Source organism: Enterovibrio qingdaonensis, from assembly GCF_028683135.1.
In the GTDB taxonomy this organism is placed as follows: domain Bacteria; phylum Pseudomonadota; class Gammaproteobacteria; order Enterobacterales; family Vibrionaceae; genus Enterovibrio; species Enterovibrio qingdaonensis.
This window is the reverse complement of the sequence record NZ_JAJUBB010000003.1, coordinates 333,205-358,154: the sequence shown is the minus strand read 5'-3', so window position 1 is coordinate 358,154 and position 24,950 is coordinate 333,205. Positions and strand designations below refer to the sequence as shown.

Sequence of the window (24,950 nt, the reverse complement as noted above, 5' to 3'; positions counted from 1 at the left end):
CGTGCCCTCTACTGTGCTTTGCTTAGCACTACTTCCTTGGGGAATGCAGACTATGCGCCGACTACTTTGGTCAGCGCATAGGAACTTAAGGCTTATTTAACAATTAAGTGTTCTGGGATGGTTAGCCCTTGTTCTTTATAAAAACGGGCTGCGCCTGGGTGCAAAGGAACAGGTAACCCGTCGATTGCTTTTTGCAGAGACATCGCCTTGGTTGCTTTATGAATACCATTCAAGAATGCCAGGTTCTCGTAAATGGTTTTCGTCAGCAGGTAAACATCTTCATCACTAATGTCTTTGCGCACGGCGAGGAAGTTGGGTTGAGCAATGGTTTGTACCGCTTCGGTTTGACCCGGGTAAGTGTTCGGCTCAATGGTGAATCGCGTCCACAAGTTGTAGCTGCCATTAGCCTCTTTCATTTGCTCATCGGTAAAGTTCAGGATCTTGATTTTGTCACCCATAGAGGCAAAAGCACGTGTTACCGCACTGACAGGCACACCAGCAGGCGTGTTCATGCCATCGATGGTGCCATTTTGCAACGCATCAGCACTCGCGCCATAACCGAGGTATGCAAGGTTAAATGCATCGGGGTTGATGCCAAGGCCATCTAAAATCTGGCGACCTGAACCTTCTGTACCGGAGTTCTTTTTACCGATGGAGAACTTTTTGTCATCTAGCTTTTTCATGTCATCCATGTTGCCAGATTTTGCCAAGTCACTCAGCACGACAAAATGCTCTACGTTTTGCCAAAGCATGGATACAGAGCGAAGTTCCTTTTGAGGGCCAGCTTGCTTCAGCTTGCCTTCACCACTCCATGCCCAAGCGCCGTATAAGCCCTGTAGAATTGCAAATTGAGCTTCATTTTCACGCAGCAATTTGACGTTTTCACCGGAGCCCGCAGAGCTAATCGCAGAAAGAGAAAATTTATGTTTTGGCTCTAGCTTCACTTTGCTGAGGGTCGCCAAAGCAACACCTACTGGGTAATAGGTTCCACCCGTTGACGCTGTCGCAAGGATGTAGTCTCGGTCTTCTGCAGCTGCAGAATGAATACCGGTAAAGGAAATCGCAGTAGCGAGCGATAGTGTCTTAATAAGAGCCTTGATCTTCATACAACTCTCCAATGTTGGAAGGGGCGTAGTCTGTCTCGCCAGATGATCGAGCGTCCTGCTGCGCGACATGAGAATGATGTATCTCATTGATGTGGCACGAGAGTTACTCCATTAGCTAGCGTTCAATTTTCCACCAGAAGGATAGCCGACAATGTAAATGGCATGTTGCGTTAAAGTGTATAAATTTAATCACGCTCTCAGTTTTCTTCTCGTTTAGATCGTGAAATGTTGGTTGGTGCCAGAATTCGCTTCCGCTATTTGATGTCCTCTGAATTCTGGCACCTTCAGGTTGTTTGGGTATAAGATCCGCAGAGCAAAATTAAAGAGACATGAAATGGCAAAACCGAATAAGAAACTTCCAGAGCGATCGGTCGATATTCAGTGTGGGAAGTGTAAAACGTTGCTTTTTAAATACAAAAAAGGCGGGAAAGGGGCACTAATAAAATGCTTTAAAGAACGCATTGTGGATGACTTCACTACGACATCTTGTGAGTGTCCGTCATGCGGCAGTGTGTTTGCGAGAGAAGCGTTAGTGAGGGGAGCCCCTGCGTATAAAATTATCGGAAATAAAGCGGTAATGCGGTGAGAGATAGCACTGCAACTAGGTTGCAGTGCTAAAAGTCTTAGATGCCTGCGCGTTTGAACAGACCTGCCATCAAACGAGAGTTTGATTTAACGCCAGAGGATTTACCTTTGAACTCGCCAGCGAGTTTAGTGTTACCAATTTCGCGCGCAATGTGTTGCATGGTCGTATACATGTCTTTTGCGGTTTGCATACGGCTTTTGTCATTCAGAGGATTCAGCAACTTAAGCATATCTGCGCCAGTCAGATTATTCTTGTTCGCGTGCTCTTCGATTGCAGTAAGAAGCTTGTCCAGATCGACGGTTGCTTCGTTGCTTTCGATACCTGCTTTTTTCATTGCTTTCAGGTTACGCTTGCGGATTTGATTTATGATAAAAGTTGGTTTGTTCATCCGCTTGAAGCCCCAGTAACCTGCAGCGATTACTAGTGCAATACCGCCAACTACGTATGGCCAGATTGAACCAGAAGACTCAACAGCAGTTTGGGCAGTAGCCGCCACTTCAATGGCAGCAGAAGGTACGTCAGACATCAATATTACCTTAGTGTTCTCGTTGATGAGGCGTAGTGTCGCACTGTCGCGCGAAAAAACGCTGTCGAACCTCACATTAAGTGAAACTAGGGCCTTGATGCAAGTGCGTTCGCTGCCTTTTTATGCGATTTTTCGTGGGATTTCCGAGCTTTCAGTGTGAAATGAGGTTAAATGACTGAATACTGACGACGATTTCTTGCATATTCAGTGTGTCGACTTTGTGTTTTCTGTTAAAAACATTGTTTGCATCGTTAAAAGCAATGTTTGGTTTCTCGCGCTTTTTTCCCCTTCAAATTTGCGCTGGATATGCCGTTTACGTATTTACTGCGTGGGCTTTTGAGAGAACAGTCATGAAAAAAGGGAACCCACTAATTAGGTTCCCTCAATTGCGCTACATACCGCCTAGGCAGATATATTTGGTATTCAAGTATTCATCTAGCCCCTGGCTCGCACCCTCGCGGCCAATGCCGGATTGCTTTACGCCTCCAAAAGGTGCGACCTCGGTTGAGATTATCCCTTCATTAACACCTACCATGCCGTAATCCAGTGCTTCAGCGACACGGAACACGCGGTTGATATCTCGACTATAGAAATAGCTCGCTAAGCCGTAAATCGTGTCGTTTGCCATCTCAATGAGTGACGTTTCATCGTTAAAACGAATGACGGGCGCAATAGGGCCGAAAATTTCTTCTTGAACGATCGACATTAAGTGCGTCACGTTAGTCAGCACCGTAGGCTCGAAGAACTGACCGTCAAGCGCGTGACCACCTGTTGACACCATTGCACCTTCATTGACCGCATCGTTAAGTAATCGCTGTGTCTTCTCTTTGGCTTTTTCATCAATTAACGGGCCAATAGTCACGTTCGCCTCTAAGCCATTACCGATCTCCAATTCAGCTACCGCGTTGGAAAACTTCTCTGAGAATTCATCGTAGACCGCGTCATGAACATAAAAACGATTAGCGCAAACACATGTTTGTCCAGCGTTTCGAAACTTTGATGCAATGGCGCCTTTGACGGCCAAATTAATGTCGGCATCGTCAAATACAATGAAAGGCGCATTGCCACCTAATTCCATGGAAACGCGTTTAACACTTTCTGCACTCTGGCGCATTAAAATGCGCCCTACATTGGTAGAGCCCGTGAAAGAAATTTTCTGAATATCAGGGCTTTGGCAAAATAGCTCTCCAACCATTACCGCATCTTCAGTAGTCACGATGACCAACAAGTTCTCTGGCAATCCTGCTTGTCTGGCGAGCTCTGCGACGGCGAAAGCCGATAATGGTGTTTGTATGGCGGGTTTAACAATAAAACTGCAACCTGCGGCCAATGCTGGCGCGGCTTTACGTGTGATCATTGCAATGGGAAAGTTCCACGGAGTGATCGCGGCGGCAACGCCGACAGGCTGGCGAATCGTCATGATACGTCTATCTGCCAAAGGGGTTGGGACGGTTTCGCCGTATGCGCGCTTTCCTTCTTCTGCAAACCATTGAACAAAAGACGCACCATAGGCGACTTCACCGCGCGACTCAGCAAGGGGTTTCCCTTGCTCCAACGTCATGATTCTTGCCAAATCTTCTTGGTTGTCCATGAGCAACTGATACCAGCGATGCATGATTTCAGCGCGCTGTTTAGCCGTCGTTTTTGCCCATGCTTTTTGGGCCTCTTTCGCGAGACCTATTCGTTGTTGAATCGCCGTGTTGTCATGAGAGGGGATAAATCCGATCACCTGGTCATTAGCCGGGTTTGTGACCGCAATCGAACTGGCAGTTTTCTCGCAAAGACAGGACAACAGAGACATGTTTTTAATCTTATCCATGGTTCTTTCTTCCAATTATTTGCTTGATTTTGTTCAGACTAGCGATGCGCGTATGGGGATGCAATGCGAGAGATCGAATTGTGAAATAAAAAAGGCCAGCAATGGCTGACCTTTTGTTGTGTTTATCTGTGCTTATTTTGCAACGTTACCAGCGACATTCATAATGTCCCACGTGCGCGCAAATGGTGGTGCGTAGGCAAAATCCATCATACCGAGTTGTGTTGTGGTGACACCCATCGAAACCGCGACTGCCATAGCATCAATACGGTGGACTGCGCCTTTGTAACCAATGATCTGCGCGCCAAGAATACGCTTAGAATCAGCCTCATAGACCAGCTTCATGTGCAAATCAGATTGGCCTGCACAATAGTTAGTGTGGCACTTGTCTTTGATGACAATGGTTTTCGTGTCAAATCCAGCGTCGATGGCTTCACGCTCAGACAAACCGGTTCGACCAGCCTCTAGATTGAGGACGCGAACGCAACTCGTACCCAGTGACCCAGGGAATTCAAGTGGTTCACCGTTAACTTGTGCAATATTGTCGCCAATCATGCGACCGAGCTTGTTTGCACCCGTTGCCAACGGAATGTAAACGTCTTTACCTGACACGGCATGCCAAATAGTTGTACAATCTCCCGCTGCCCAAACATCAGGAAGAGAAGTTCGGCCTTGACGGTCAACGATGATGGCACCGTTTGCCAAGGTGTTGATACCCGTTTCTTTGAGGAAATCAGTGTTTGGTTTTACGCCTGTGCAAACGACAACAAGGTCAGTTTCGTAGCGGGACTTATCGGTGACGATTCCGGTGACAAATTCTTCGCCTTCAATTGAGATCAAAGATTCAGAGGTGAGGATCTCTACCCCAGATTTCTCTAGCTCGGCGTGGAAGTGTACGCTGATCTCAGCGTCAAATGCATCAGGAATAAGGCGGTCAGCGCGTTCAATCAAGCGCACAGACTTTCCTTGATGAAGCATAGCTTCAGCGACTTCAAGGCCGATAAAGCCGGAACCGATCACGGTAACATGCCGGCAATTTTCATTGTGAACCGCGGCTTTAAGATCTAAACCGTCTTGCATCACGCGCAGTGTATGCACGCCTTGTTTGTTTAGGCCTGCGACTGGTGGCAATACTTCCTTAGCACCCGTTGCAATCATCAAGCGGTCATACTCAGTGACAAAAATGTCGCCATCGTATGAGATTTCTAGCTTCTTGTTTTCTGCGTCTACTTTGGTGACGCGATGGCCGGTTTTGACCGTTACGCCGCGTTCTGCGAATTGCGCTGGGGTAAATTCAGCCATGTAACCCGAGTCTTGGAATTCATCAGCGACATAATATGGCAGTCCACAGGCACCGAATGAAATGATTTCAGACGCTTCGTAAACGGTAATGTCTGCATTTGGGTTAACGCGACGTGCTTTTGCTGCCGCGCTCATGCCGGCAGCCTCACCGCCGATAATGATAATTTTCATAGTTGTATCCAGCAAACTAAAAGCGGGGAGCACAGGCTCCCCAAAAACAATGTGAGTCAATGATTACGCCGTAGCGTCTTCACCATCAAGGGTTAGCGGTGAATCATCGTTGAATACGTTCATGTCGGTTTGGCCCATCACTTTACTTGTCACGGCACCCGCTGTGATTGAACCAGAAACATTCAGCGCAGTACGGCCCATGTCGATCAACGGCTCGATTGAAATCAGAAGACCAGCCAACGCAACCGGGAAGTCCATGGCAGACAGTACAATCAGAGCGGCAAACGTCGCACCACCACCGATTCCTGCAACACCAAACGAGCTAATGGTGATAATGGCAACCAGCGTAACAATAAAGCTAATGTCGAGCGGGTTGATACCCAATGTTGGCGCGATCATGACTGCCAGCATCGCAGGGTAGATGCCTGCACAGCCGTTCTGACCAATTGTTGCGCCAAATGAAGCTGCAAAGTTCGCGATGCCATTAGGAATGCCCAGTGCTTTTTCTTGTGTCTGAACGTTCAATGGAATAGTTGCAGCACTGCTTCGAGAGGTAAACGCAAACGTCAGAACCGGAATCACTTTCTTTAAGTAACGAAGTGGGTTTAAACCGATAAATGCGATGATCACTAAGTGAATGGCAAACATGGTGAACAGTGCACCGTAAGACGCGAGTACAAAGTTTGCCAAATTCACGATATCGGCATAGTTTGAGCCAGAGATAACCTTGGTCATCAGTGCTAGTACGCCATAAGGTGTAAGACGCAGCACCATCGTTACCATGCGCATGACAATCGCTTGTGCAACCTTGATGAAGTTTTCAAATGACGCGTAGATTTCAGGCTTTTTGGCTGAAATACCCGTTGCTGCCAAACCAATAAAGATTGAGAAAATAACAACCGCGATAGTGGATGTTTTACGTGCGCCCGTCATGTCCAAGAATGGGTTAGCCGGAATAAATTCAAGCACCATATTCGCAAATGACAGAGATTCGACTTTACCTAGATTGGTTTCCAGTGAAGCACCACGTGCCACTTCCGCCGCACCAGCAGTAAGGCCTTCAGCGGTCAAACCAAACATCAAAGACCAAGCAATACCGACAAGAGCGGCAATCATGGTAGTAACAACGAGTACACCAATACTGATGCCACTGATTTTACCGATAGAAGAACCACCATTCAGCTTAAGAATGGCACTAATAATAGAGACCATCACAAGTGGGATGATGATCATTTGAAGCAGTTTTACATAGCCACGGCCAACGATGTCAAAGTAGTCGATGCTGGACGCAATGATGTCAGAACCGGCACCGTAAAAAAGTTGAAGAATACCACCGAAGACAATACCTAAACCCAAACCAGCAAATACACGCTTGGTAAATGGGACATATTTAGCCTGAAGGTGGTAAAGAAAATATATTAGAGCAATAAATATTGCGAGGTTAAAAATAACACTCATCGCCATTATTTTATTCCTTATTTTATAGCATGCCTTTAGTGGGCAAATTAAATGTAGGGTAAAGAGAAATAAAAAAGTTAACGCGCCATAGTGAAACGCATTGATAACAAATTCTTCGATAATTCTTTACGCGCACAGTTTGCCACAAGGCGAAGGCCCTGAACTCAAGGCACCACTGAATGCGTGGATAGTAATAGATTTAAATGCGTATATAGAACGTAATTTATATATCTAAAAGTTCTAAGTTATAAGTAATGGATTGGGCCGTTTAAAATACACACAAAATATATTAATTTGATTATTATTTGTTTTATTTATGTGAAGGTGTTGTTTGATTAATATATTAATAGGTATAACAAAGTTTTGTCCCTGCCTATAAATATAAACACAACTGGATATTGAAAGAGTGAGGGTTGTCTTAGTCGGCACAATGCGAAAAATATTCTTTTGAAATTCTTCGTGCAGATCACGAAGTACCGAGTAGTTGAGCATCAGTAACTAACTTAAAGAATGTAATCCTGTAAACGTTGTTCAAGATTATGGGATCATCGTCACTTCAACTTCCCAAAGTTCCCCCTCATTGATGGACTAAATTGATCTTTATCCAACGAAAAAGCTAGGTGGCCGACGTGACCAAGGTTTACGTCAAAATTCAATTAATCATTTATAAAACAATCAATTAGTTGGCATTCGAAATTTAATAGTGTGTTGAGGGGTTGACATGGAAAGATTTAAAAAAGCTGTCGTCATGATGACGATGGCGACACTGCTTACTGCTTGCCAATCTACATCTGAACCACGTCAAGTGGCTTCCCAAACCAATGCGGTATCCAAGCAAAGCCAAAATACCATGGCTCTGTATGAAAAGGCGAAAGCCGACTACCAAGGATGGTTGGGAAAGATGAATGACAGTAAAACACTTCGTCTTTACAGCAATGATGCGGTCAATGATCTCTTTGACGCATGGGATGACACCGTGGATGTTTACGAGGAGTTTTCTGCCAATCCGGGGAAACTATCAGAAGACTATTCGTCATTTTCTTCTGGTACGTATGGTGAAGTGTTTGAGGAAAGGCTAGCGATTGTGGCTGCGCAGCATACATCTTTACTCGAACTGAAAGGGAAGGCAGATGCATTGCTTGCTGCAGCGATTGCTGAAATGGCGTATTTAGACACGATCAATGCAAATGACGTCTTTCCAAACAAATACAAAAGCATCAAAAAAACCTATCAACGTCTTTTCACTTACGTTGCAGACAACGACATTGACGATGCTCAGGTGAAGCAAGCTGAATTTCTAAACAAAGCGAAGTCTTTAGAGAGTGACATTGCGATGCAATTGAACTTCGTGCCGCTTGCAAAGGAATTGGCTTTGCTAAAACGTGAAGGGTTTAAATCAGTGGCTCCCATCAGTTTTACAAAAGCGAGTGCGACGTTAGAACAGGCGGAAGCAACGGTTAAGCTCAACCCACGTGACACTGTGTCAATTGAACAGGCAGTGGCAAGCGTCACATTCGAAATAAGCCATCTCAAACATGTGGGACAGGAAGTTAAGCGATTCAGAAGTGTTGATGACGGGAAGTTTGAGCCTTTGGTGTTGGAGTTGGAAAATCGCCTTCACAGCATCGCCCAAGCCCTAGGGGAATTAGATCTTCGCAGTAAATCGATGCAAAAGCAGTCAGAAGAGTTGGTGTTACGGGTGAGCAACCTGAGTGACGTACCGGATGTCGATCCTAGATTGGAAAACTTAATGGCGAAACTTGATGCCGTAAATTCTGATCTCACGAACAGCGATACCGAGAAAGATGCACTGTCCGCTAAATTGTCTAAAGCGGAAAGACAAAATATCAAATACGAAGGCATGATCAATGAGCTTCGGATGATGGTGTATGAGCAGAAACAATCGCCTGCGGGCGAGGGGACTCAGCAACCAGCGTTCCTGTCGATTGAAGATGAGCCGGGCATATAAAGTAGAATCGAGCATATAAAAAGAAAGCACCCTTAGGTGCTTTCTTTCGTTTTATGGTGTGAGGCTCGGCTGTCTTTGATGCTTTAAGAACATCACGTAACTTTTAGCTCAACAAGTAGCCTCTAGCTTAACAAGTAGTAGTGATGATTCGCCTTTTTCGCCAGAATGCCGTTTTCCATCATTTCTTCGAAAAGCGCGTCGACATCATCTGACGACAGCAAGAAATGTTTCGCCACGGCTTTTTTGGAACACGTGATCACGCCTTTTTTAATTGCGGCTTCAACACGTTGTGACTGCGTTTTAGGCTCATTGTCTTCTTCCATTTCGTCTTCGTGGTCATGGATGTCAGGCTTGTGCTCCAAGTAACCAATCGGCGTTGAAATTTCCTGAGGTGTAATATCGATTTCAGCATGATGCTGGTAGAAGCGGCGGAAACGCAGCTCTTCACCAATAACGCCAACAAAAAAGGCGGCGAACAGATCGAGCAAGATGGACAGAAAGACCACCAAGCCGAATTGCGCTGTCTGTTGAGAAACGGAAAATGCATCCGCAATACCATCAATCAGACCAATTGCTGAACCTTGTGTTACGGGTGGCAACGCATCTCTTTCTTCCGCCAAGCGGATTTGTTCTTCTCGCAACTTGTTGTTTTCAGTCTGGATACGGCTCATACCCGTTGCGATGCGCTCCATTTCGATGTATTTCTGCGCGGCAAGGTTATTGAGAGCGATTTGCTTCTCAATGGCGTCGATTTGGCGGTCGTACGCCATGATCTTTGCTTCTTGAATAGCGATGACGCCTTGTGCTTTATTCGTCGCACTGTTAATACCACCGATACTGCCGCCAATAGAAATGGCAGCCAGAACGAGATAGAAAACAAGGGCGGTGAATGCACCGGTGTAGTTTCTGTGGGCGCGTCGTTCTCCATATTCATACCACGCGTAGAATTTACCCGCTTCGAAAATGACGGCCAATGTGCCAAACAGGAACATCATTAATGGACTGTCATCAATCGACAGGAAAAGCAAAAGCGAAAAAACGGTAGAGGTGACAACCGCTGCGCCAGTAAAGCTGTAAACGCTAAACATGGCAAAAGGGCCTTTGGGGTATCTGTACCCCAACATGTTTTTATAATGCATAAGATGTAACAAATAGCGCGTCCCCGCAGGGCAATAAACTAGCAAGCGATGAATTTTCTGGCACGGAGCCGAAACTAAAAACGTATGCGCGATGCGGGGATCAGGTGATAAAGGCGGGAGGATACCCCATACAAGGGTTGGATACTTCAACCATCTCTTGTATTCGGGTTTGAGTGTCGAATTAGTCAGCGAATTGTTAATAATTTAAACAAATCGCTTCCTGTGTTGAGTGATAAGACTATGCAGAGCACTGCCATAGATTCGCTCTTAATACGCTTTATCGCTTTCCATTGCCCAGAGGTGTGCGGCTACGAGGGCTTTCCATGGTGAAAATTGTGCGAGCCATTCTTGTGTCTCTTTTTGTGAAAGAGGCTCCTCTGAACCTATTAAGCGTTGGAGGCTTTTTCTTACTGCCACGTCCCCATGCAGCGAACCATCCAACCACCCAAAACCTCTTAGCAATGTATAGCTGACAGTCCAGGGACCGACACCTTTGATTGCTAACAGTGTTTTTTCAATTTCTTTTGCGGGCACATCCGGAGCAAGGGTTAACTCGCCACTTGCAACTTGTTGTGCGACCAACTGGATGGTTTGTGCCTTCGCATTGGAATAGCCACAGCGACGGTACTCGCTTATTGGTAACGCTGCCAAACTACTCGGGCATGGCTGACACCACAGGCCAGAGTTGTGTTTGACCCCAGCGGTTTCGATGAGCCTTCGACGAATAGATACGGCGGCTTCTACGCTAATAAGTTGTCCCGTAATTGCCCATACAATCGCCTCAAAGGGTGATGATGTTTGAGGGATCCGCAAGCCAGCACTGTGCTTGAGCAATCGAGAAATATCAGTATGTGATTGGTAGGCAGTTTCAAACTGAGTCGTGGATTGCGCAAGACCCAACATATTATTCAAAAGCACCTGCAGAGATTGTTTGTCAAAATCGGATAATTGGCCATCAGCATGGAGCGAAGCAACAGCATTGTCTTGCGCTAACGTAATGGATAATAGGCAGGGCAGGCCTGAAATGACGAGTCCCTTTTTGATCGTTTCGCCTTCGACCAACTCAGCGATAGCACACTTATCTCTTCGGTGAAAAGCGAGAAAGTATTCTGATTGGAAGTCGCCAGGCAAGGCCGCTTTTACTTCTAAGTGTGTAAACATGTTAAATCCTTTTCTTTTTGCTGACCCCAGCCTAACGCACTAGGCATTTCGACGCGAATAAAAGGAAATTTAATGCACTATAACTGTATGTTATGGTGATGATATAGTCCTACGCTATGAGGCCTGTATCGGGGTCAGTCTCATCTTTAGCTACGCGGAAATATAACGCCTTTCAGGTCGACCAACACTGCCGTAATTCACATGCGCTTGTAACTCATACGTGCTGACAAGGTATTCCAGATAGCGTCTAGCCGTGGTTCGACTCGCACCAATAAGTGTACCGACTTCTTCTGCATTCAGTGGTTCACCTGAGTCAGCAAATACAGCACGAATTTTGTCTAGTGTGATGACATCAATGCCTTTAGGAAGACGTGAGGTAGATACATCGGTATCGACACTGGGAGCTTGAATGGATCGTTGAGGAAGTAGGGTGTCCACATCGGTTTGCGCGAGCGACTCCATCGCTTTCAATTTTTCTAAGTGCGCGAAGTACTGCCCAATTACCTCTTGAAGACGTTCGAAAACCAACGGCTTTAAGATGTAATAAAACACGCCTCCACGAAGGGCATCTCGGAGCGTGTCGACTTCTTTTGCCGCAGTGATGAGAATGACATCTGTAGTGCTGTTGTCTGCACGAAGTTTTCTGAGCAAATCCAGCCCTGTGCCATTTGGGAAATGGTTATCCAGCAACAAGAGTTCCGGTTTGAATACATCAACAAGGTCTTCAGCATCTTCTAATGTATGTGCGATGCCCACGAGTTCTACGCCTTCAATTTTTTCAAGAAAGCGTTTTTGAATTTCTGCAATTTGGATGTCATCTTCGGCGATAACGACGCGAATTTTCTGAGTCATCGGTAATACTGCTTCCTTTTCACTCTTATCAGTCTAGCTGTCATTCGTGATGACGTTTTGGGATGTATACGGTAAAGCGACTGCCACATTCACCGGCGGGTTCTAGCGTAATTGTGCCATCCAGTTTTAGTAGTAGTGTGCGGACGAGGTGCAACCCGTAACCGTGTCCTTCTCCTTGTTTGCTAGATACGCCCTTGTTGAATATGTTTTCTTGTTGGTCTTCGGGGATACCAAGTCCTTCATCTTCAATCTCGAAAATCAAATCGTTTCCTAAGTCAGTCATTGAAAGACGGACTTCTTTTTGCCGGTTATTCAGCGTGGCTTCAAACGCATTGTCGATGAGGTTACCTATGATGCTGACAAGGTCTTCCCGTTGAATATTATCGGGAATCGCTTTCATGCTGCTTTCGGTATCTATTTCTAGCCTAAGTCCTAACTCTTTGGCGCGATTGTATTTACCGAGCAAGCACCCCGCGAGGATTGGGTCAGGAACGGCATCGACTAATAGCTGTATCAACGCTTGATGGCTTTGCGTTTCTTGTCCAATGAGTGTGAGGGCCTCTTCACTGGCCCCAATTTCAATTAAGCCGGCGATGGTGTGGAGTTTGTTTGAGTATTCATGAGACTGACTCCTGAGGGTATCGGCGTACTGCTGAATTTGCGTTAACTGCTTACTGATTGAATCAAGCTCGTCTTTACGACGAAAGCTGGAAACAACGCCAGTGATCTCGTTGTCTTGCCGCATCGGAAGGCGGTTGACGATGATATTTCTGTCTTGCAGCCAAATTTCCTTGTCGAACTGAGGATTACCTGTTTGCAAAACCTCCATCAATCGACTGTCAGGAAGTACTTCTTCAATGGGCTTTCCGGTTAACTGGGTGTTGGCGTCAAGCCCGAGCGTTTCAATGGCTGCACGATTAAATGTGGTGATGTTCCCTTCACCGTTTACGGCAATGATCCCTTCTCGAACAGACTCCAGCGTTGCATTTCTCTCTTGGAAAAGTCGGCCAATTTGTTCTGGTTCGAGACCAAAAATGGCTTTTTTGAAGTGGTTGGCGAACCACATTCCCGTAAATACGCTAAGCCCGAAACTCAACAAGATGACGATATAAAGCGTTGTCTTATAACGCTCTATAATGCCTTCTACCGAGGAGAGCATGAATCCGACACTAACGATGCCCACAACTTGTTCATTATTGCGGCCAAAAATAGGGGCTTTACCGCGGACAGATGCCCCCAAACTGCCAATGGCCTTTTGAATGTAGGGTTTGCCATAAAGCAACGCAGGTTCGTTGTAATCCCCTTCGTCATCGTACATCGGCTTACCAACTCGTTCCCATGAAGGGTGCGCAAGCCGAATCCCATTCCGGTCACCAATAACCACAAACCTCGCGTCATTCACGGAAGCAAGGTCCAGCGTTAACGGTTGAAGATATTCGCTGTCGCGGTTTTCCACTGCCTCTATGAGTTGAGGCATGGAAGCAATGGTTTTTGCAACGTGCAGAGCACGCTGGCCAATCTGTTCATCCAACGAGTGGCTGAGATAGGCGAGTGTGAAAAAACCGATTAACCCAGTTTGCAGTAAAGCCATCATGCCGAGAATCAGCATCATGCGGGTTTTCAGTTTGAATGATCGTAGAGAAAGCATTGTGAGATCTTAGCGTTACCTTCTGCCTACATCTCGTTGTCGAGTCACAATACGTCGTCTTCTGCTTGCGATAAAAAGTGAATATATGCGGTGCATCACGCAGATGAACAATATGAACAAAAAGGTTTTTAAGGTTTAAAAAAACAATAAAAACACAATCTTTCCAACGGTTAACTCTGCAAATAGGGTTGAAAGGGTAGGTCAACAACAAATACATCTCGTCCATGGGACGGAACGACACGAGGATATACCTATGATTTCAGCTCTTTTCGCAAAGAAACGCTCGCTTGTCGCCGCTTTGGCACTTTCGTCAGTGCTTGGCGCTGGCGTGGCGAGTGCGGCAGTAGAAGAAGTACACTTTCTGATCCCAGGTGGTGCTGGTGGTGGTTGGGACGGCACTGCTCGCGGTACTGGTGAAGCACTCTCAAAATCAGGTCTGGTTGATACCGTTTCTTACGAAAACATGTCTGGTGGTGGCGGTGGTAAAGCAATCGCCCATTTGATTGAAGTATCCGACCAAGCTGATAACACCCTAATGGTGAACTCTACGCCTATTGTCATTCGCTCTCTTTCTAAAGTGTTCCCACAGTCTTTTCGCGATTTGACGCCAATTGCAGCAACAATTGGTGATTATGCGGCCTTTGTTGTTCCAACAAACTCTAAATACACATCGTTTAGTGAAGTGGTCGAAGACTACAAAGCTAACCCGCGTTCTGTCTCTGTTGCTGGTGGTTCGTCACGCGGCGGTATGGACCATCTTGTCGCTGCAATGGCGTTCAAGGCGGCTGGCGGTGACCCGAAACGCGTGAAGTACGTGGCGTACGATGCGGGTGGTAAAGCGATGGCAGGCATGCTGTCGGGTGAAACCCAAGTCCTTTCTACGGGGTTCTCTGAAGCACTGGCTCTGAAAAATGCTGGCGAAGTTCGCATTCTCGCAATGACTGGCCCAGAGCGTTCAGCGGCGGCTCCAGATGTGCCAACACTGAAAGAGTTGGGTTATGACGCAGAGTTTACAAACTGGCGTGGATTCTTTGGTGCTCCGGGGTTGTCTGATGCGCAGGCCGATGAATACGCCGCAGTGCTCGAAAAGATGTACGGGACTGATGCATGGGTAGAAGTACGTGACCGCAATGGTTGGACTGAAATCTTCAAGCCACGCGCTGAGTTTGTGACCTTCCTTGAAGGTCAGGAACAAGAAGTTGGCGGGCTAATGAAAGAGCTTGGCTTCCTGCGCTAATCAATCCTCATCTAAATCTGCCGGGCTGAAGGAAAAAGCCCGGCTCTTATCAAAACAAGATGGGCCTCTCCATCTGCCGTTGTATTCAAGGAGCGTCTGATGATTGTCACTAAAGACCATATCGGTGGTCTCGTATTTCTCTGTCTTTCAGTGGCATACGGGTACTACGCCCGCACCATACCCATGTTTCCCGGTGATGAGTACGAACCATTTAATGCACAAACATTACCCATCGCGTTGTCTTGGATGGGCGGCATTCTCGCCGTCATGATGCTAGCAACCGCAAGGAAGGACGCAGGAAGTAAACTTTCGGTTTCAGGCTTAGATTTTGTACTTGTGGCTAAGCTTCTCGCGCTAATCGTGGCATTTGCGTTTGCACTTGAATGGGTTGGCTTCACCTTATCCACCATCTTTTTCTTGATTGTTGGTTACTGGGTCTTAGGTGAACGCAGGCCTAAGACGCTTTTGATTGCGTCTGTTCCTTTTGCGGTAGGTATTTGGTTTGTTCTTGCGAAATTGCTCGATATCTATCTTGCCCCTGGACGTTTCTTCACGCAGATTTTAGGAGGTTAAGGCCATGTGGGACGGAATAGCTACTGGATTAAGCACAGCGATCATGCCCTTCAACATTATGATGGTCGTTGTAGGGTGCTTTGCGGGCACATTTATCGGCATGTTGCCGGGCTTGGGGCCCATTTCTGCTGTCGCGCTTATGATCCCTATTACTTACGGGTTGGATCCAGCATCAGGCATTATTTTGATGGCGGGTGTTTACTATGGTGCGGTATTTGGCGGTTCAACCTCTTCGATTTTGATCAATGCTCCGGGTTGTGCGAGTACGGTTGTTACAGCGTTTGATGGCTATCCGATGGCGCAAAACCGTCAAGCGGGTAAGGCGTTGGCGTTGGCTGCCTATTCATCGTTCACGGGCGGCACCATTGGTGCGATCATCCTTCTGTTTGCGGCTCCTGCGCTGGCGTCGGTTTCACTCAGCTTCCAATCTTCTGACTACTTTGCGCTGATGATCCTTGGGCTGACGGCTGTTTCTGCGTTTGCAGGCAAAGGGCAAGTGCTCAAAGCCATGGCAATGACCGTTTTTGGTTTGATGATCGCCACTATCGGTACCGATGCAATCACTGGCGCACCACGCTTTACGTTTAACAATATCGATTTGGTCGATGGTATCAGTTTCCTCTTGCTGGCAATGGCAACGTTTGCGTTGGCTGAAGTTGTCACGACCGTGATGAAAGGTCAGCACAAAGAAAAAGAAGCGGACATGGACATGGCCGCGCTGGGCAGTATGAAATTGTCCAAGGATGAAGTAAAAGAAGTGGCACCGACCGTGGCTCGCTCTTCGCTGTTTGGCTTTATCGTAGGCGTATTGCCGGGTGCAGGGGCGACAATTGCATCTTTCCTTGCCTATGGTTTGGAGCGCAACATCGCGCCAAAACGTTTGAAAGAGAAGTTCGGTAAAGGTGCGTTGCGTGGTTTGGCTGCACCAGAGTCGGCGAATAACGCTGCGTCTACAGGTTCATTCGTGCCATTGTTAACCTTGGGTATACCGGGTTCAGGTACCACGGCAATCATGCTGGGTGCGTTGATTGCCTATGGCATCCAACCGGGACCACGTTTGTTCGTCGATAACCCTGATGTATTTTGGTCGGTCATCATCTCAATGTACTTCGGGAATATGGTTCTGCTTATCCTTAACTTGCCGCTGATCCCATACATTTCGCGCTTGTTGGCGATACCACGACCGATACTGATTCCGTTGATTCTGTTCTTCTCTATCACAGGTGTGTATCTGGTGAGTTTCAACACCTTTGATATCAACATGATGGTGATCATCACGATTGTCGCAATATTCCTGAGGCTGTTGGATTTCCCGATGGCACCCATGCTTCTCGGCTTCATTCTTGGTGGCATCATGGAAAACAACCTGAGTCGAGCATTGATCATTTCTGATGGCAGCCTGAGTTTCTTGTGGGAACGCCCACTGACACTAACCATCATGTCAATTTCTCTGTTTGTTCTTTTCCTCCCACTGATTCGACGAGGGCTGGACAAGCTGGGCATTCGCACCAGTATTCAGACATCAAGCGCGCAGGTAGACCGTGGTGATGGCTAAGGTGAAAATGGAGAGCAATAGCTTCATTTAAAGCTCTTAAACTGGAAATCTGTTGTCAGACTCATTTGTCTAAGACTAATTGATACACTTTGTTGCGAATGAAATTCGTATTGGCGTCCCCGGCAAACGGGGACGTTGCGCATTTGCTAAATGCAGCTTTCGCTTAAAGTAGAATTGCATTAATAGCGCATGTTTAGCCTAAACGTCTGTAATCATCCCATCACTGCTTTTCGAAAACTTAAGCCAGACCTATGTCGAAAAATCCACCAGATCTATTGGCGAATTAGGTATCGAAGTGACCATATTCCTACTTATTATGTCTATAATTGAACGGCGTTTTATTGAGGGTTGGCAGCGAATACCTTTACGGGTTAGCATGAGAGTTATAGAAGCTGACCAACGGTGAATGACGCGTTGAAACACTTCTTCACAATGTGTCGCCAAATTCGTTGCTACAGTGAAAGCGATCGTCGCAACACAAGGGAACCCCGTTGAGAAATGTGAGGACAGTCAGATGAAGAAATTCGTAATTTTATTGAGTGCGTTCCTAGCTATGCCTGTTTTAGCCAGCACTGAGAAAAGTGAAGATCCCAGCAGTTGGGACAAGGCCAAAGAAAGTGCCACTGAAGCATGGGATAAAGCTAAAGAGGCAGGTAACAATGCTTGGGACGCAACGAAAGAGAAAAGCGACAAGTTGTTAAAAGATGCCGAAGAAAACAGTGGCGACCTTTGGGACAGTGCCAAAGAAAAAGGTGCTGAACTGTGGGATAAAGGGAAAGAAAAGGGCTCAGAATTGCTCGATGAAGCTGAGAAGAAAGCGGAAGAGTATACTAAGCCAAAGGATGCGGAACCGGCTCCTGTTACCCCACTAGAGCCAGAACCGAGTACTGACAATCAGTTTAATCAGTCCGCTTAACATCCATCACTGTTTTCTTTATTGCGTTGATTTTAATCAAGGCGCACCACGCTTCGTAAAGCATTGCTTCTGACTGTGATTGCGATTTCCTTTATGGTCGGTTTAGCGCATGTCATGGTGCTTGATTTACCTATTGGGCTACTACAAGAAGCGGCTGACCTTCCTTGCCCTCTTGGCTGACTCTCATTGCCTATCGCTCCAAAATTGGGGCGGTAGACCTCTCTTCTTTCTTTTTCAATGACGCTGGATCTCGCTTTAAAAAGTGAGGTGCCTCGGTGCCGTTTGTTATAAAGACGAAAGCTGACGAGCGAAACGATATAGTGAGATGGAAAAGGGAGGGTGAACTTATGATTAAAACTGTGGGTAACACGCCGATATTGGAAAAGCACCGTTTAACCTGTCACTGTGGCGGTGTCGAAATTCAACTGAGTTTGCCAAATGGCATCGAAAAACCGCGTCGATGTGATTGTTCAATCTGCCGAAGAAAAGGGGCGGTAGTCGCTTCGGTGAAATTGGATGGAATCTCTATCCTTAAAGGTGCTGAACTGCTCAAGCTTTACCAATTTAATACGCAAACCGCTAAGCACTACTTTTGTTCTGAGTGTGGTATCTACACGCATCACCAAAGACGTTCAGACCCTACTGAGTATGGTTATAATGTAGGGTGTTTAGAGGGTGTAAACCCCTTTGATATCGATAATGTTGTAACCAATGATGGTGTTAACCATCCAGCAGACAGGAAATAACGAGCGGGGGATAAGGGATGCGAATTGCGCTGTTGTCAGACATTCACAGTAACGTTTATGCGCTTGACGCTGTGTTACATGACGTTTTCAAAGAAAACGTTGATGTGATCGTAAATCTAGGAGACATCCTTTATGGTCCCATCGAACCGCGTGCTACATTCAACCTGTTGATGGAAAATGAGATTGTTACGATTTGTGGCAATCAAGACAGGCAGATTTACGAAGCAACGCGGGAAGAGGTTGCCTCTAATCCTACTATGCAGTTTATCCTCGGTGATTTAGGCGATGAGCCTCTTGCGTGGATGAAAGGCTTGCTGCCTGTCCTGCAATACAATGACGATGTCTTTTTCTGTCACGGTACGCCTGACAATGATTTGGTTTATCTCTTAGAGGACGCATCAAGCGGAAAGCCTGAATTGCGTGCGGATGCTGAGATAATCAACCTGTTGTCAGGAAACCAGAGTCACCTTATTTGTTGTGGTCATACCCATTTAGCACGTTCAGTTTTGACCAGCAGCAATCAGTTAATTGTGAATCCGGGTAGCGTTGGCCTTCCAGCGTATCAAGATGATGAACCATGGATTCATGCGATGGAAAGTTATAGCTACCACGCCTCTTACGCCATTGTGGAAGGACAGGGCGATAAGTGGAACGTGAGTTTCAAGCGTGTAGATTATAACAAGCGTAAAGCGATTGATGCTGCGTTGAAGCGTAACAGAACCGATTGGGCAGAGTTCCTGAATACAGGACGTGCTGTTGTCTGAATGGTTTACCGTTATTTTTCAACCAATAAGGGACGTTATGGCCAGAAAATTTCAGTTTTTTACCTATCCAGATGGAAACCGTGAGAAATTCACCTTCCTAGACATGGCTTCGCCGATATACCACGCTGAAAAAGCAACCTTGTTGTCGCAAGGGTTGGTGGTGACAGATGACGTAATCTACGCGGAAAATGAAAAAGAGGCCGTTGAGAAATTTAAGTCTCACTTCATCTATGTCATGGAAGAATACAACTCATCGACCAATCCGTTCTACAGCATTCAATTCGCGCTCCAATGGTTGTGGCGAAAGGTAAAAAGAAGCTAATCCAGTAGAAGAGAAAAGAGCACCCTAAGGTGCTCTTTTTCGTTATGCGTTTTTGCCTGTACTTGGCGGCAATTGACCAGACTCCATATGTAAATGAACATCTTGTTGAGGGAAGGGAATGGAAATGCCTTCTTTATCAAAGCGCATTTTCACTTCACGTGTGATATCCCAGTAAACATCCCAATAATCGTCGGTTTTTACCCAAGGGCGAACAATGAAATCGACGGAAGAGCTGTTCAGCACATGCAGTTTGATCATGGTTTCTGGCGCGCGAAGTACCGCAGGGTGGCTTGAGACAATATCGTTCAATACGTTCTCAACGTGTTTAATGTCATCGCTATAGCTAACGCCAAAGACCATATCGACACGGCGTACACGCTCATGGGTTACGTTTTTAATTACATCTCCCCAAATTTTGCTGTTAGGTACGATGATGATTTGGTTATCAAACGTTTTGATGGTGGTGTTGACCAAGCTCATGTGACTAACTTTGCCCTCCACGCCACCAGCAGCCACAAAATCACCCACGTCGAAGGGACGGTAGATAAGCAGCATCATACCCGCAGCGAAGTTTGAGAGCGTATCTTGCAGTGCAAAACCCACGATAACACCGGCAATACCGAAACCGGTGAGGATTGGCGTTAGATTCAACCCAATTTGAGAGAGCGCGATGAGAATACCGATACACCAAACGGCTTTGCCTGACATCGAAATAAAGAACTCTTGCATGAGTTGCGAAAATTTCAGGTTTTTCGATGCGACCGCGCGTTTAACCACTTTGCGGGTAATGTTAGCGATCTGACGTGCAATCAATAAAATGATCAGAAAAACAAAGAATTGGAAGATATGCTGTGGCGCGTTTTCTGCTAACCAATCCCAAAGCTGGGTCGACCAGTTTTTAATGATGGATAGAATAACATCGGAGCTCAGTAAGTCCTGTGTCACACTGCCAGTGACTTCAAAGTAAAGCCTCTTGTATTCCGCGGTTTCAATGCCTTCATTGTCTGCAATATCAATCATCACTTTGAGGCTTGTCGTTGCGATTGCCATACGCCGTTGAGTGATCAACTGACTCAGCTGGATAGTCGCTTTTTCTGATTCAGGTGCAACTTTGATTTGCGCATCCATCACGCTGAGTTGCTGGCGCATGTATTCAACATTGGCGGCCAACTGTTCAGTTCGGCGGGTGATTTCTTGTTTGATTGTGTTCTCTGCTTGAGGGCTTAACGCATTGAGTTTTTTCAACCAACCTGCATTCTGAGCCTGCTCTTCATACATGCTGTCCAAGTATTTACGAGATTCTTCAAAGTCGCTAAGAATGGCAAATTTTTCGTCGTTCTTCGCAGCACTTAGTTCCTCGGAAAGCTTGGTGGCGCGCTGAGTCAGGTATTTAATACCCTGATCCGAATAGGTATTCTGCTGTTTGATTTGTTTAATGAGAAATGATGAATCTGCAGCATCACTTTTAACCAATGAACCGATGAGAGAGCGTAACTGCTGATTTTTGTGGAACATCTGCAATTGCATTGCCAACTTGTCTTCACCAGATGACTGTTTCTGCATCGTTACGAGTTGGGTCAACTCCTCATTCAACTGACGAATCTGGTCTTCGGGATTAGTGGATGAAGTAACCTGTTCAGTGGACGCAGTAGGCTCGGACTCAGCAAAAGAATTTGGTGAAAAGGTGAGTAGTAAGAGAGAAAAAATAATAGGTACTGTGGCAGGCAATCGCCAGTGAGTTTTCATCGAAACGTCTCCTTCATTTCACTATGGCGGATAACTCAATCTGTATACGGTGAAGTTACCGAAATAAAGTGCAAGTATGGCATCTTGGTTAGCGAACCCCAAGCAGCAAGACACGATACCCCTTGTCTTTTTCTGTAAATACTATGTGTCTCGGTGATTTATGTTTTTTGTTCTCGAGCGGGATGCATTATCTGTAAAGATGGTGTTGTAGATTGGTTCTAAATTTTTACGTTACTTTACATTCACATTGTTGTACGAAAACTGTTCAGGGAGCAGAATTACCACAAAATAATAAGGTTAAAAGGAAGTAAATTATTATGAGTAACGTGTCGCCCCTTTCAAAGCAAACCATCTTTCTCCACTGGCTTGTGGCTATCTCGTTTATTGCTGTTTTGGCTTTTGGTCTTTATGTGGAAGATCTTCCAAAAGGGCCGGAGAAAGGAGAAATGATCGGCTTGCACAAATCGTTTGGTTTTATCATTCTTGTGCTCGCCTCTTCGCGTATTTTGTGGCGCGTTAAGGAAGGTCCAATATCCAGCATTCCTGGTTCTCCCTCTTGGCAGGAAAAAGCGGCCAAAGGCGTGCATCACCTTTTATTGCTTGCGACGGTATTGATGCCGATCTCAGGCATTATGATGTCTGTCGGTGGGGGAAGAGGGCTGGATGTGTTTGGAATGACCTTGATTGCAGCTGGAGAGAAAAAAGAGTGGCTCGGTGCCGTCGGTCATACGACTCATGAGGTGTTGGCCAACATTGTGATTGCAGCTATCGTGCTGCATGTATTGGGTGCACTTAAACACCATCTTGTAGATAAAGATGCAACGCTTAAACGTATGACGGGACGAGATTGAACGTATTGATACCTTCTGAATTCTCGCACCTTTAGGTAGTTTGAATATAAAAGCTCGCGTTCCATTCGCGAGCTTTTTCTTTATTAATCAATCGTGCTAATCGAGACACACCTTCATTTTTCATCTGTGTTTGCCTGATAACATTGAATGAGTTTGCACAGTTCGTGGTCGTGCTTTTTACTTTTAAGGGATGACGACAACATGCGCAGAATCATATTTAATCAAAAGGGTGGTGTGGGTAAATCGAGCATCACCGTTAATCTTGCGGCGTTGAGTGCAGCAAGTGGCTACAAAACACTAGTTATTGATCTCGATATTCAAGGAAACAGCAGCCATTACTTGGGTGTTGATATCAATGGGAAGAATGACAGGAGCGTGGCGGAGCTACTTGATCAAACCGTTTCTTGGTTCTCTGTTTCTACTCCTATCAAAGATTTCCCTCAGGCAACGGCTTATGAAAACCTCGATATTATTCCTTCCAGCCCGCGTTTAGCGGCACTCGAACCCGAGCTTGAACGCAGGTACAAGATTTACAAGTTGCGGGATGCGCTAGATGAGCTCGAAAAGGGATACGATCGTATCTATATCGACACGCCACCAAATCTTAACTTCTATTCAAAAGCCGGCCTTATTGCGGCTCATCGGCTGCTCATCCCATTCGATTGCGACAGCTTTTCCCATCAAGCACTCCTCACTTTGATGGATAACTTGGCAGAGCTTAGGGAGGATCACAATAAGGGGTTGTCACTGGAAGGTATTGTGGTGAATATGTTTAATGCCCAAGCTAAATTCCCAAGTCAAATCATCGAGAACGTGAGGGAGCTTGGACTTCCTTTACTGGAACCCTTCCTTAGTCATTCGGTGAAAATGAAAGAATCCCATTATCATCAAATGCCACTTCTGCATTACGCACCAACCCACAAATTGAGCAAGCAGTTTTCAGAGCTGTTCAACACGATAGACTTAGAAACGACCAAAGCTGTGAGTGATGCGTCCGCGTAACCTTTGACACTGTTACATAAATGCGTAACACTTAGATATGTTACATTTTAGTGTAACCTAAAAGTGTGCAGAGGTAGATATGCAGTTTGCTGGTGTTATAACAGGCGATATCGTGGGCTCTACGACAATGGATGAAACGTCACGACGTGCGGCATTGGCCGTACTGGAAGATGTGTTTTCGTTGTTTGAAGAGAGTATCACTGGTGATATCTATCGGGGAGATGCGTTTCAAGTTTATACCGAACAACCGGAATTGCTGCTGCATATTGCCTTGGCTGTACGCATTCGCCTTCTTAGTTTGGATATGCCGTCGGATGTAAGGCTATCTTTGTCTGTTGCGTCAGCTACACCACGAGAACTCCCTGTAAGGTTAGCGAATAACAGTGAAGCGTTTTTGTTGTCTGGACGCCACCTTGATGGCATGACAAATGAAAGGTTGGTTTTCAGCGCGGATGAAGCAACGCTGACTGAAGACGTAAACCTCGTCCTTACGTTGATAGATGGGTATATTTCATCGTTGACGAGTAAAATGGCGTTAGCGTTGAGAGTGTGGCTTGAAAACCCAGGGCTATCTCATGCTGAACTTGCGGAAAAGCTCGGGATCAGCCGTAGTGCGTTCACAAGAATCATTAATAGAGCAAATTATGTGCGGATCGATGAAACCTGTCGATGGTACGCTAATCGCGTTGCACGCTATATAAGCGAGCATTGATCGGGTAGCAGTGTGTCGCTGCCAATCACACGCGGGAGGTGTTTTTTGATGGTTCAATCGTTGGCGATCGCATTGATAGCTGTGTATGTGCTCTTCGAATTCTATCTTTTTCCTATTGAACGACGCTTTGCCAAGCAGCTTTTTACATTGCCCATACTTCAAAGTGCCGCATGGCTGGTCGTGTTCATTCTCTTTTCTACACCTCTCATTACTTCTTTGGTCGCCGCTCTCGTTCTTGCTGGTATTTCTGTGGCGGGAAATATGTGGTCACTCAAGAATAAAGATAATCTTCGTACCTTATTTGCAAAGCAGGGGCTTGTGGTATGTGTTTTAGGTAGTGCCGCTTACATAATTGCGCCAGCAGCCGAAAAGCACGTAGCGATAAACGCGCTGGAAACCGCAGATTGGTGGACATTGGCTAGTTGGACAATGGCTTTTTTGCTGGCGATGAAACCGTCCTCGTTAGCGATATCCCTTCTTCTGAAAAATTGGACGGATGAACTGTTTCGCTCAGACAGCACACCTCAACAAAAGCCGCTCAAAGATGCAGGCGCATTTATTGGCTATTTCGAACGCGCATTGATAGTCATATTTGTTATCTGGGGACAATTGCCGGGTGTTGCGATCGTGCTTGCTGCGAAATCCGTGTTTCGGTTTGGGGATTTAAAAGATCATGGCAGCCGAATGTATACCGAGTATGTGTTGTTGGGAACGTTTGCCAGTGTACTGTTTGGAATTGGAAGTGGTTTAATTGGCATGTATGTGAGTGAGCTTTAACTGATCAAATTAATG

23 protein-coding genes are annotated in these 24,950 nt (G+C 46.1%); 13 read left to right on the top strand and 10 right to left on the bottom strand.

The window, feature by feature from the left end:
• Positions 1 to 92: 92 nt before the first annotated feature.
• Positions 93 to 1,106: a TAXI family TRAP transporter solute-binding subunit gene (locus LRP49_RS06500; protein WP_274141050.1), complete on the bottom strand. Its 1,014-nt coding sequence runs from the start codon at positions 1,104 to 1,106 to the stop codon at positions 93 to 95.
• A gap of 334 nt (positions 1,107 to 1,440) precedes the next feature.
• Here LRP49_RS06500 and LRP49_RS06495 point away from each other — a divergent pair, with 334 nt between their 5' ends.
• A complete protein-coding gene (locus LRP49_RS06495; protein ID WP_274141048.1) occupies positions 1,441 to 1,692 on the top strand; it encodes a hypothetical protein in 252 nt (83 codons plus the stop codon).
• A gap of 37 nt (positions 1,693 to 1,729) precedes the next feature.
• Here LRP49_RS06495 and LRP49_RS06490 read toward each other — a convergent pair whose 3' ends face one another.
• The 4 genes from LRP49_RS06490 to LRP49_RS06475 form a co-directional block, all read right to left on the bottom strand.
• Complete coding sequence (locus LRP49_RS06490; protein WP_274141046.1) at positions 1,730 to 2,218, bottom strand: hypothetical protein; 489 nt, start codon at positions 2,216 to 2,218, stop codon at positions 1,730 to 1,732.
• A 391-nt stretch (positions 2,219 to 2,609) separates the two neighbouring features.
• The gene (locus LRP49_RS06485) at positions 2,610 to 4,037 is read right to left on the bottom strand and encodes an NAD-dependent succinate-semialdehyde dehydrogenase (protein ID WP_274141045.1); all 1,428 of its coding nucleotides are present in this window, start codon (positions 4,035 to 4,037) and stop codon (positions 2,610 to 2,612) included.
• 132 nt (positions 4,038 to 4,169) lie between these two features.
• Positions 4,170 to 5,507, bottom strand: coding sequence for a CoA-disulfide reductase (locus LRP49_RS06480; protein ID WP_274141044.1), 1,338 nt, complete (start codon positions 5,505 to 5,507; stop codon positions 4,170 to 4,172).
• A 63-nt stretch (positions 5,508 to 5,570) separates the two neighbouring features.
• Entirely contained in the window at positions 5,571 to 6,971 is a 1,401-nt protein-coding gene (locus LRP49_RS06475; protein ID WP_274141043.1) for an L-cystine transporter, read from the bottom strand.
• A 715-nt stretch (positions 6,972 to 7,686) separates the two neighbouring features.
• Here LRP49_RS06475 and LRP49_RS06470 point away from each other — a divergent pair.
• A complete protein-coding gene (locus tag LRP49_RS06470; protein WP_274141042.1) occupies positions 7,687 to 8,934 on the top strand; it encodes a hypothetical protein in 1,248 nt (415 codons plus the stop codon).
• Positions 8,935 to 9,056: 122 nt separating this feature from the next.
• On the opposite strand, the gene LRP49_RS06465 is transcribed toward LRP49_RS06470, so the two are convergent.
• The 4 genes from LRP49_RS06465 to LRP49_RS06450 form a co-directional block, all read right to left on the bottom strand.
• Positions 9,057 to 10,073 (bottom strand): Preprotein translocase subunit SecY, encoded by a 1,017-nt coding sequence (locus LRP49_RS06465; RefSeq protein WP_274141041.1) that lies wholly within the window; start codon positions 10,071 to 10,073, stop codon positions 9,057 to 9,059.
• 267 nt (positions 10,074 to 10,340) lie between these two features.
• Positions 10,341 to 11,234 (bottom strand): DNA-3-methyladenine glycosylase family protein, encoded by an 894-nt coding sequence (locus tag LRP49_RS06460; RefSeq protein ID WP_274141040.1) that lies wholly within the window; start codon positions 11,232 to 11,234, stop codon positions 10,341 to 10,343.
• Positions 11,235 to 11,384: 150 nt separating this feature from the next.
• Positions 11,385 to 12,086, bottom strand: a complete 702-nt coding sequence (locus LRP49_RS06455; RefSeq protein WP_274141038.1) for a response regulator — start codon at positions 12,084 to 12,086, stop codon at positions 11,385 to 11,387.
• Positions 12,087 to 12,126: 40 nt separating this feature from the next.
• Positions 12,127 to 13,734: a sensor histidine kinase gene (locus LRP49_RS06450; protein ID WP_274141036.1), complete on the bottom strand. Its 1,608-nt coding sequence runs from the start codon at positions 13,732 to 13,734 to the stop codon at positions 12,127 to 12,129.
• Between the two features lie 253 nt (positions 13,735 to 13,987).
• Here LRP49_RS06450 and LRP49_RS06445 point away from each other — a divergent pair, with 253 nt between their 5' ends.
• From LRP49_RS06445 to LRP49_RS06415, 7 genes are all read left to right on the top strand, one after another.
• Positions 13,988 to 14,971, top strand: a complete 984-nt coding sequence (locus LRP49_RS06445) for a tripartite tricarboxylate transporter substrate binding protein (protein ID WP_274141034.1) — start codon at positions 13,988 to 13,990, stop codon at positions 14,969 to 14,971.
• A gap of 99 nt (positions 14,972 to 15,070) precedes the next feature.
• Positions 15,071 to 15,544, top strand: coding sequence for a tripartite tricarboxylate transporter TctB family protein (locus LRP49_RS06440; protein ID WP_274141032.1), 474 nt, complete (start codon positions 15,071 to 15,073; stop codon positions 15,542 to 15,544).
• A gap of 4 nt (positions 15,545 to 15,548) precedes the next feature.
• Complete coding sequence (locus LRP49_RS06435; RefSeq protein WP_274141031.1) at positions 15,549 to 17,099, top strand: tripartite tricarboxylate transporter permease; 1,551 nt, start codon at positions 15,549 to 15,551, stop codon at positions 17,097 to 17,099.
• 514 nt (positions 17,100 to 17,613) lie between these two features.
• Positions 17,614 to 18,015 (top strand): hypothetical protein, encoded by a 402-nt coding sequence (locus tag LRP49_RS06430; protein WP_274141030.1) that lies wholly within the window; start codon positions 17,614 to 17,616, stop codon positions 18,013 to 18,015.
• A gap of 350 nt (positions 18,016 to 18,365) precedes the next feature.
• Positions 18,366 to 18,761 carry a GFA family protein gene (locus tag LRP49_RS06425; protein WP_274141200.1) on the top strand — a complete coding sequence of 132 codons (396 nt, stop codon included), beginning with the start codon at positions 18,366 to 18,368 and terminating at the stop codon, positions 18,759 to 18,761.
• A gap of 17 nt (positions 18,762 to 18,778) precedes the next feature.
• Positions 18,779 to 19,525, top strand: a complete 747-nt coding sequence (locus tag LRP49_RS06420) for a metallophosphoesterase family protein (protein WP_274141028.1) — start codon at positions 18,779 to 18,781, stop codon at positions 19,523 to 19,525.
• 37 nt (positions 19,526 to 19,562) lie between these two features.
• Entirely contained in the window at positions 19,563 to 19,847 is a 285-nt protein-coding gene (locus tag LRP49_RS06415; RefSeq protein ID WP_274141026.1) for a hypothetical protein, read from the top strand.
• Between the two features lie 42 nt (positions 19,848 to 19,889).
• Here the strand turns inward: LRP49_RS06415 and LRP49_RS06410 are convergent, their stop codons facing one another.
• Entirely contained in the window at positions 19,890 to 21,593 is a 1,704-nt protein-coding gene (locus LRP49_RS06410) for a mechanosensitive ion channel family protein (RefSeq protein ID WP_274141024.1), read from the bottom strand.
• A 317-nt stretch (positions 21,594 to 21,910) separates the two neighbouring features.
• Between LRP49_RS06410 and LRP49_RS06405 the strand changes: the two genes are divergently transcribed.
• The 4 genes from LRP49_RS06405 (at position 21,911) to LRP49_RS06390 (ending at position 24,935) form a co-directional block, all read left to right on the top strand.
• On the top strand, positions 21,911 to 22,444 hold the full coding sequence (locus LRP49_RS06405; protein WP_274141023.1) for a cytochrome b: 534 nt from the start codon (positions 21,911 to 21,913) through the stop codon (positions 22,442 to 22,444).
• Positions 22,445 to 22,645: 201 nt separating this feature from the next.
• Positions 22,646 to 23,446, top strand: a complete 801-nt coding sequence (locus LRP49_RS06400) for a ParA family protein (RefSeq protein ID WP_274141022.1) — start codon at positions 22,646 to 22,648, stop codon at positions 23,444 to 23,446.
• 79 nt (positions 23,447 to 23,525) lie between these two features.
• A complete protein-coding gene (locus tag LRP49_RS06395; protein WP_274141021.1) occupies positions 23,526 to 24,158 on the top strand; it encodes a winged helix-turn-helix domain-containing protein in 633 nt (210 codons plus the stop codon).
• 48 nt (positions 24,159 to 24,206) lie between these two features.
• Positions 24,207 to 24,935, top strand: a complete 729-nt coding sequence (locus tag LRP49_RS06390; protein WP_274141019.1) for a DUF3307 domain-containing protein — start codon at positions 24,207 to 24,209, stop codon at positions 24,933 to 24,935.
• Positions 24,936 to 24,950: the final 15 nt, after the last annotated feature.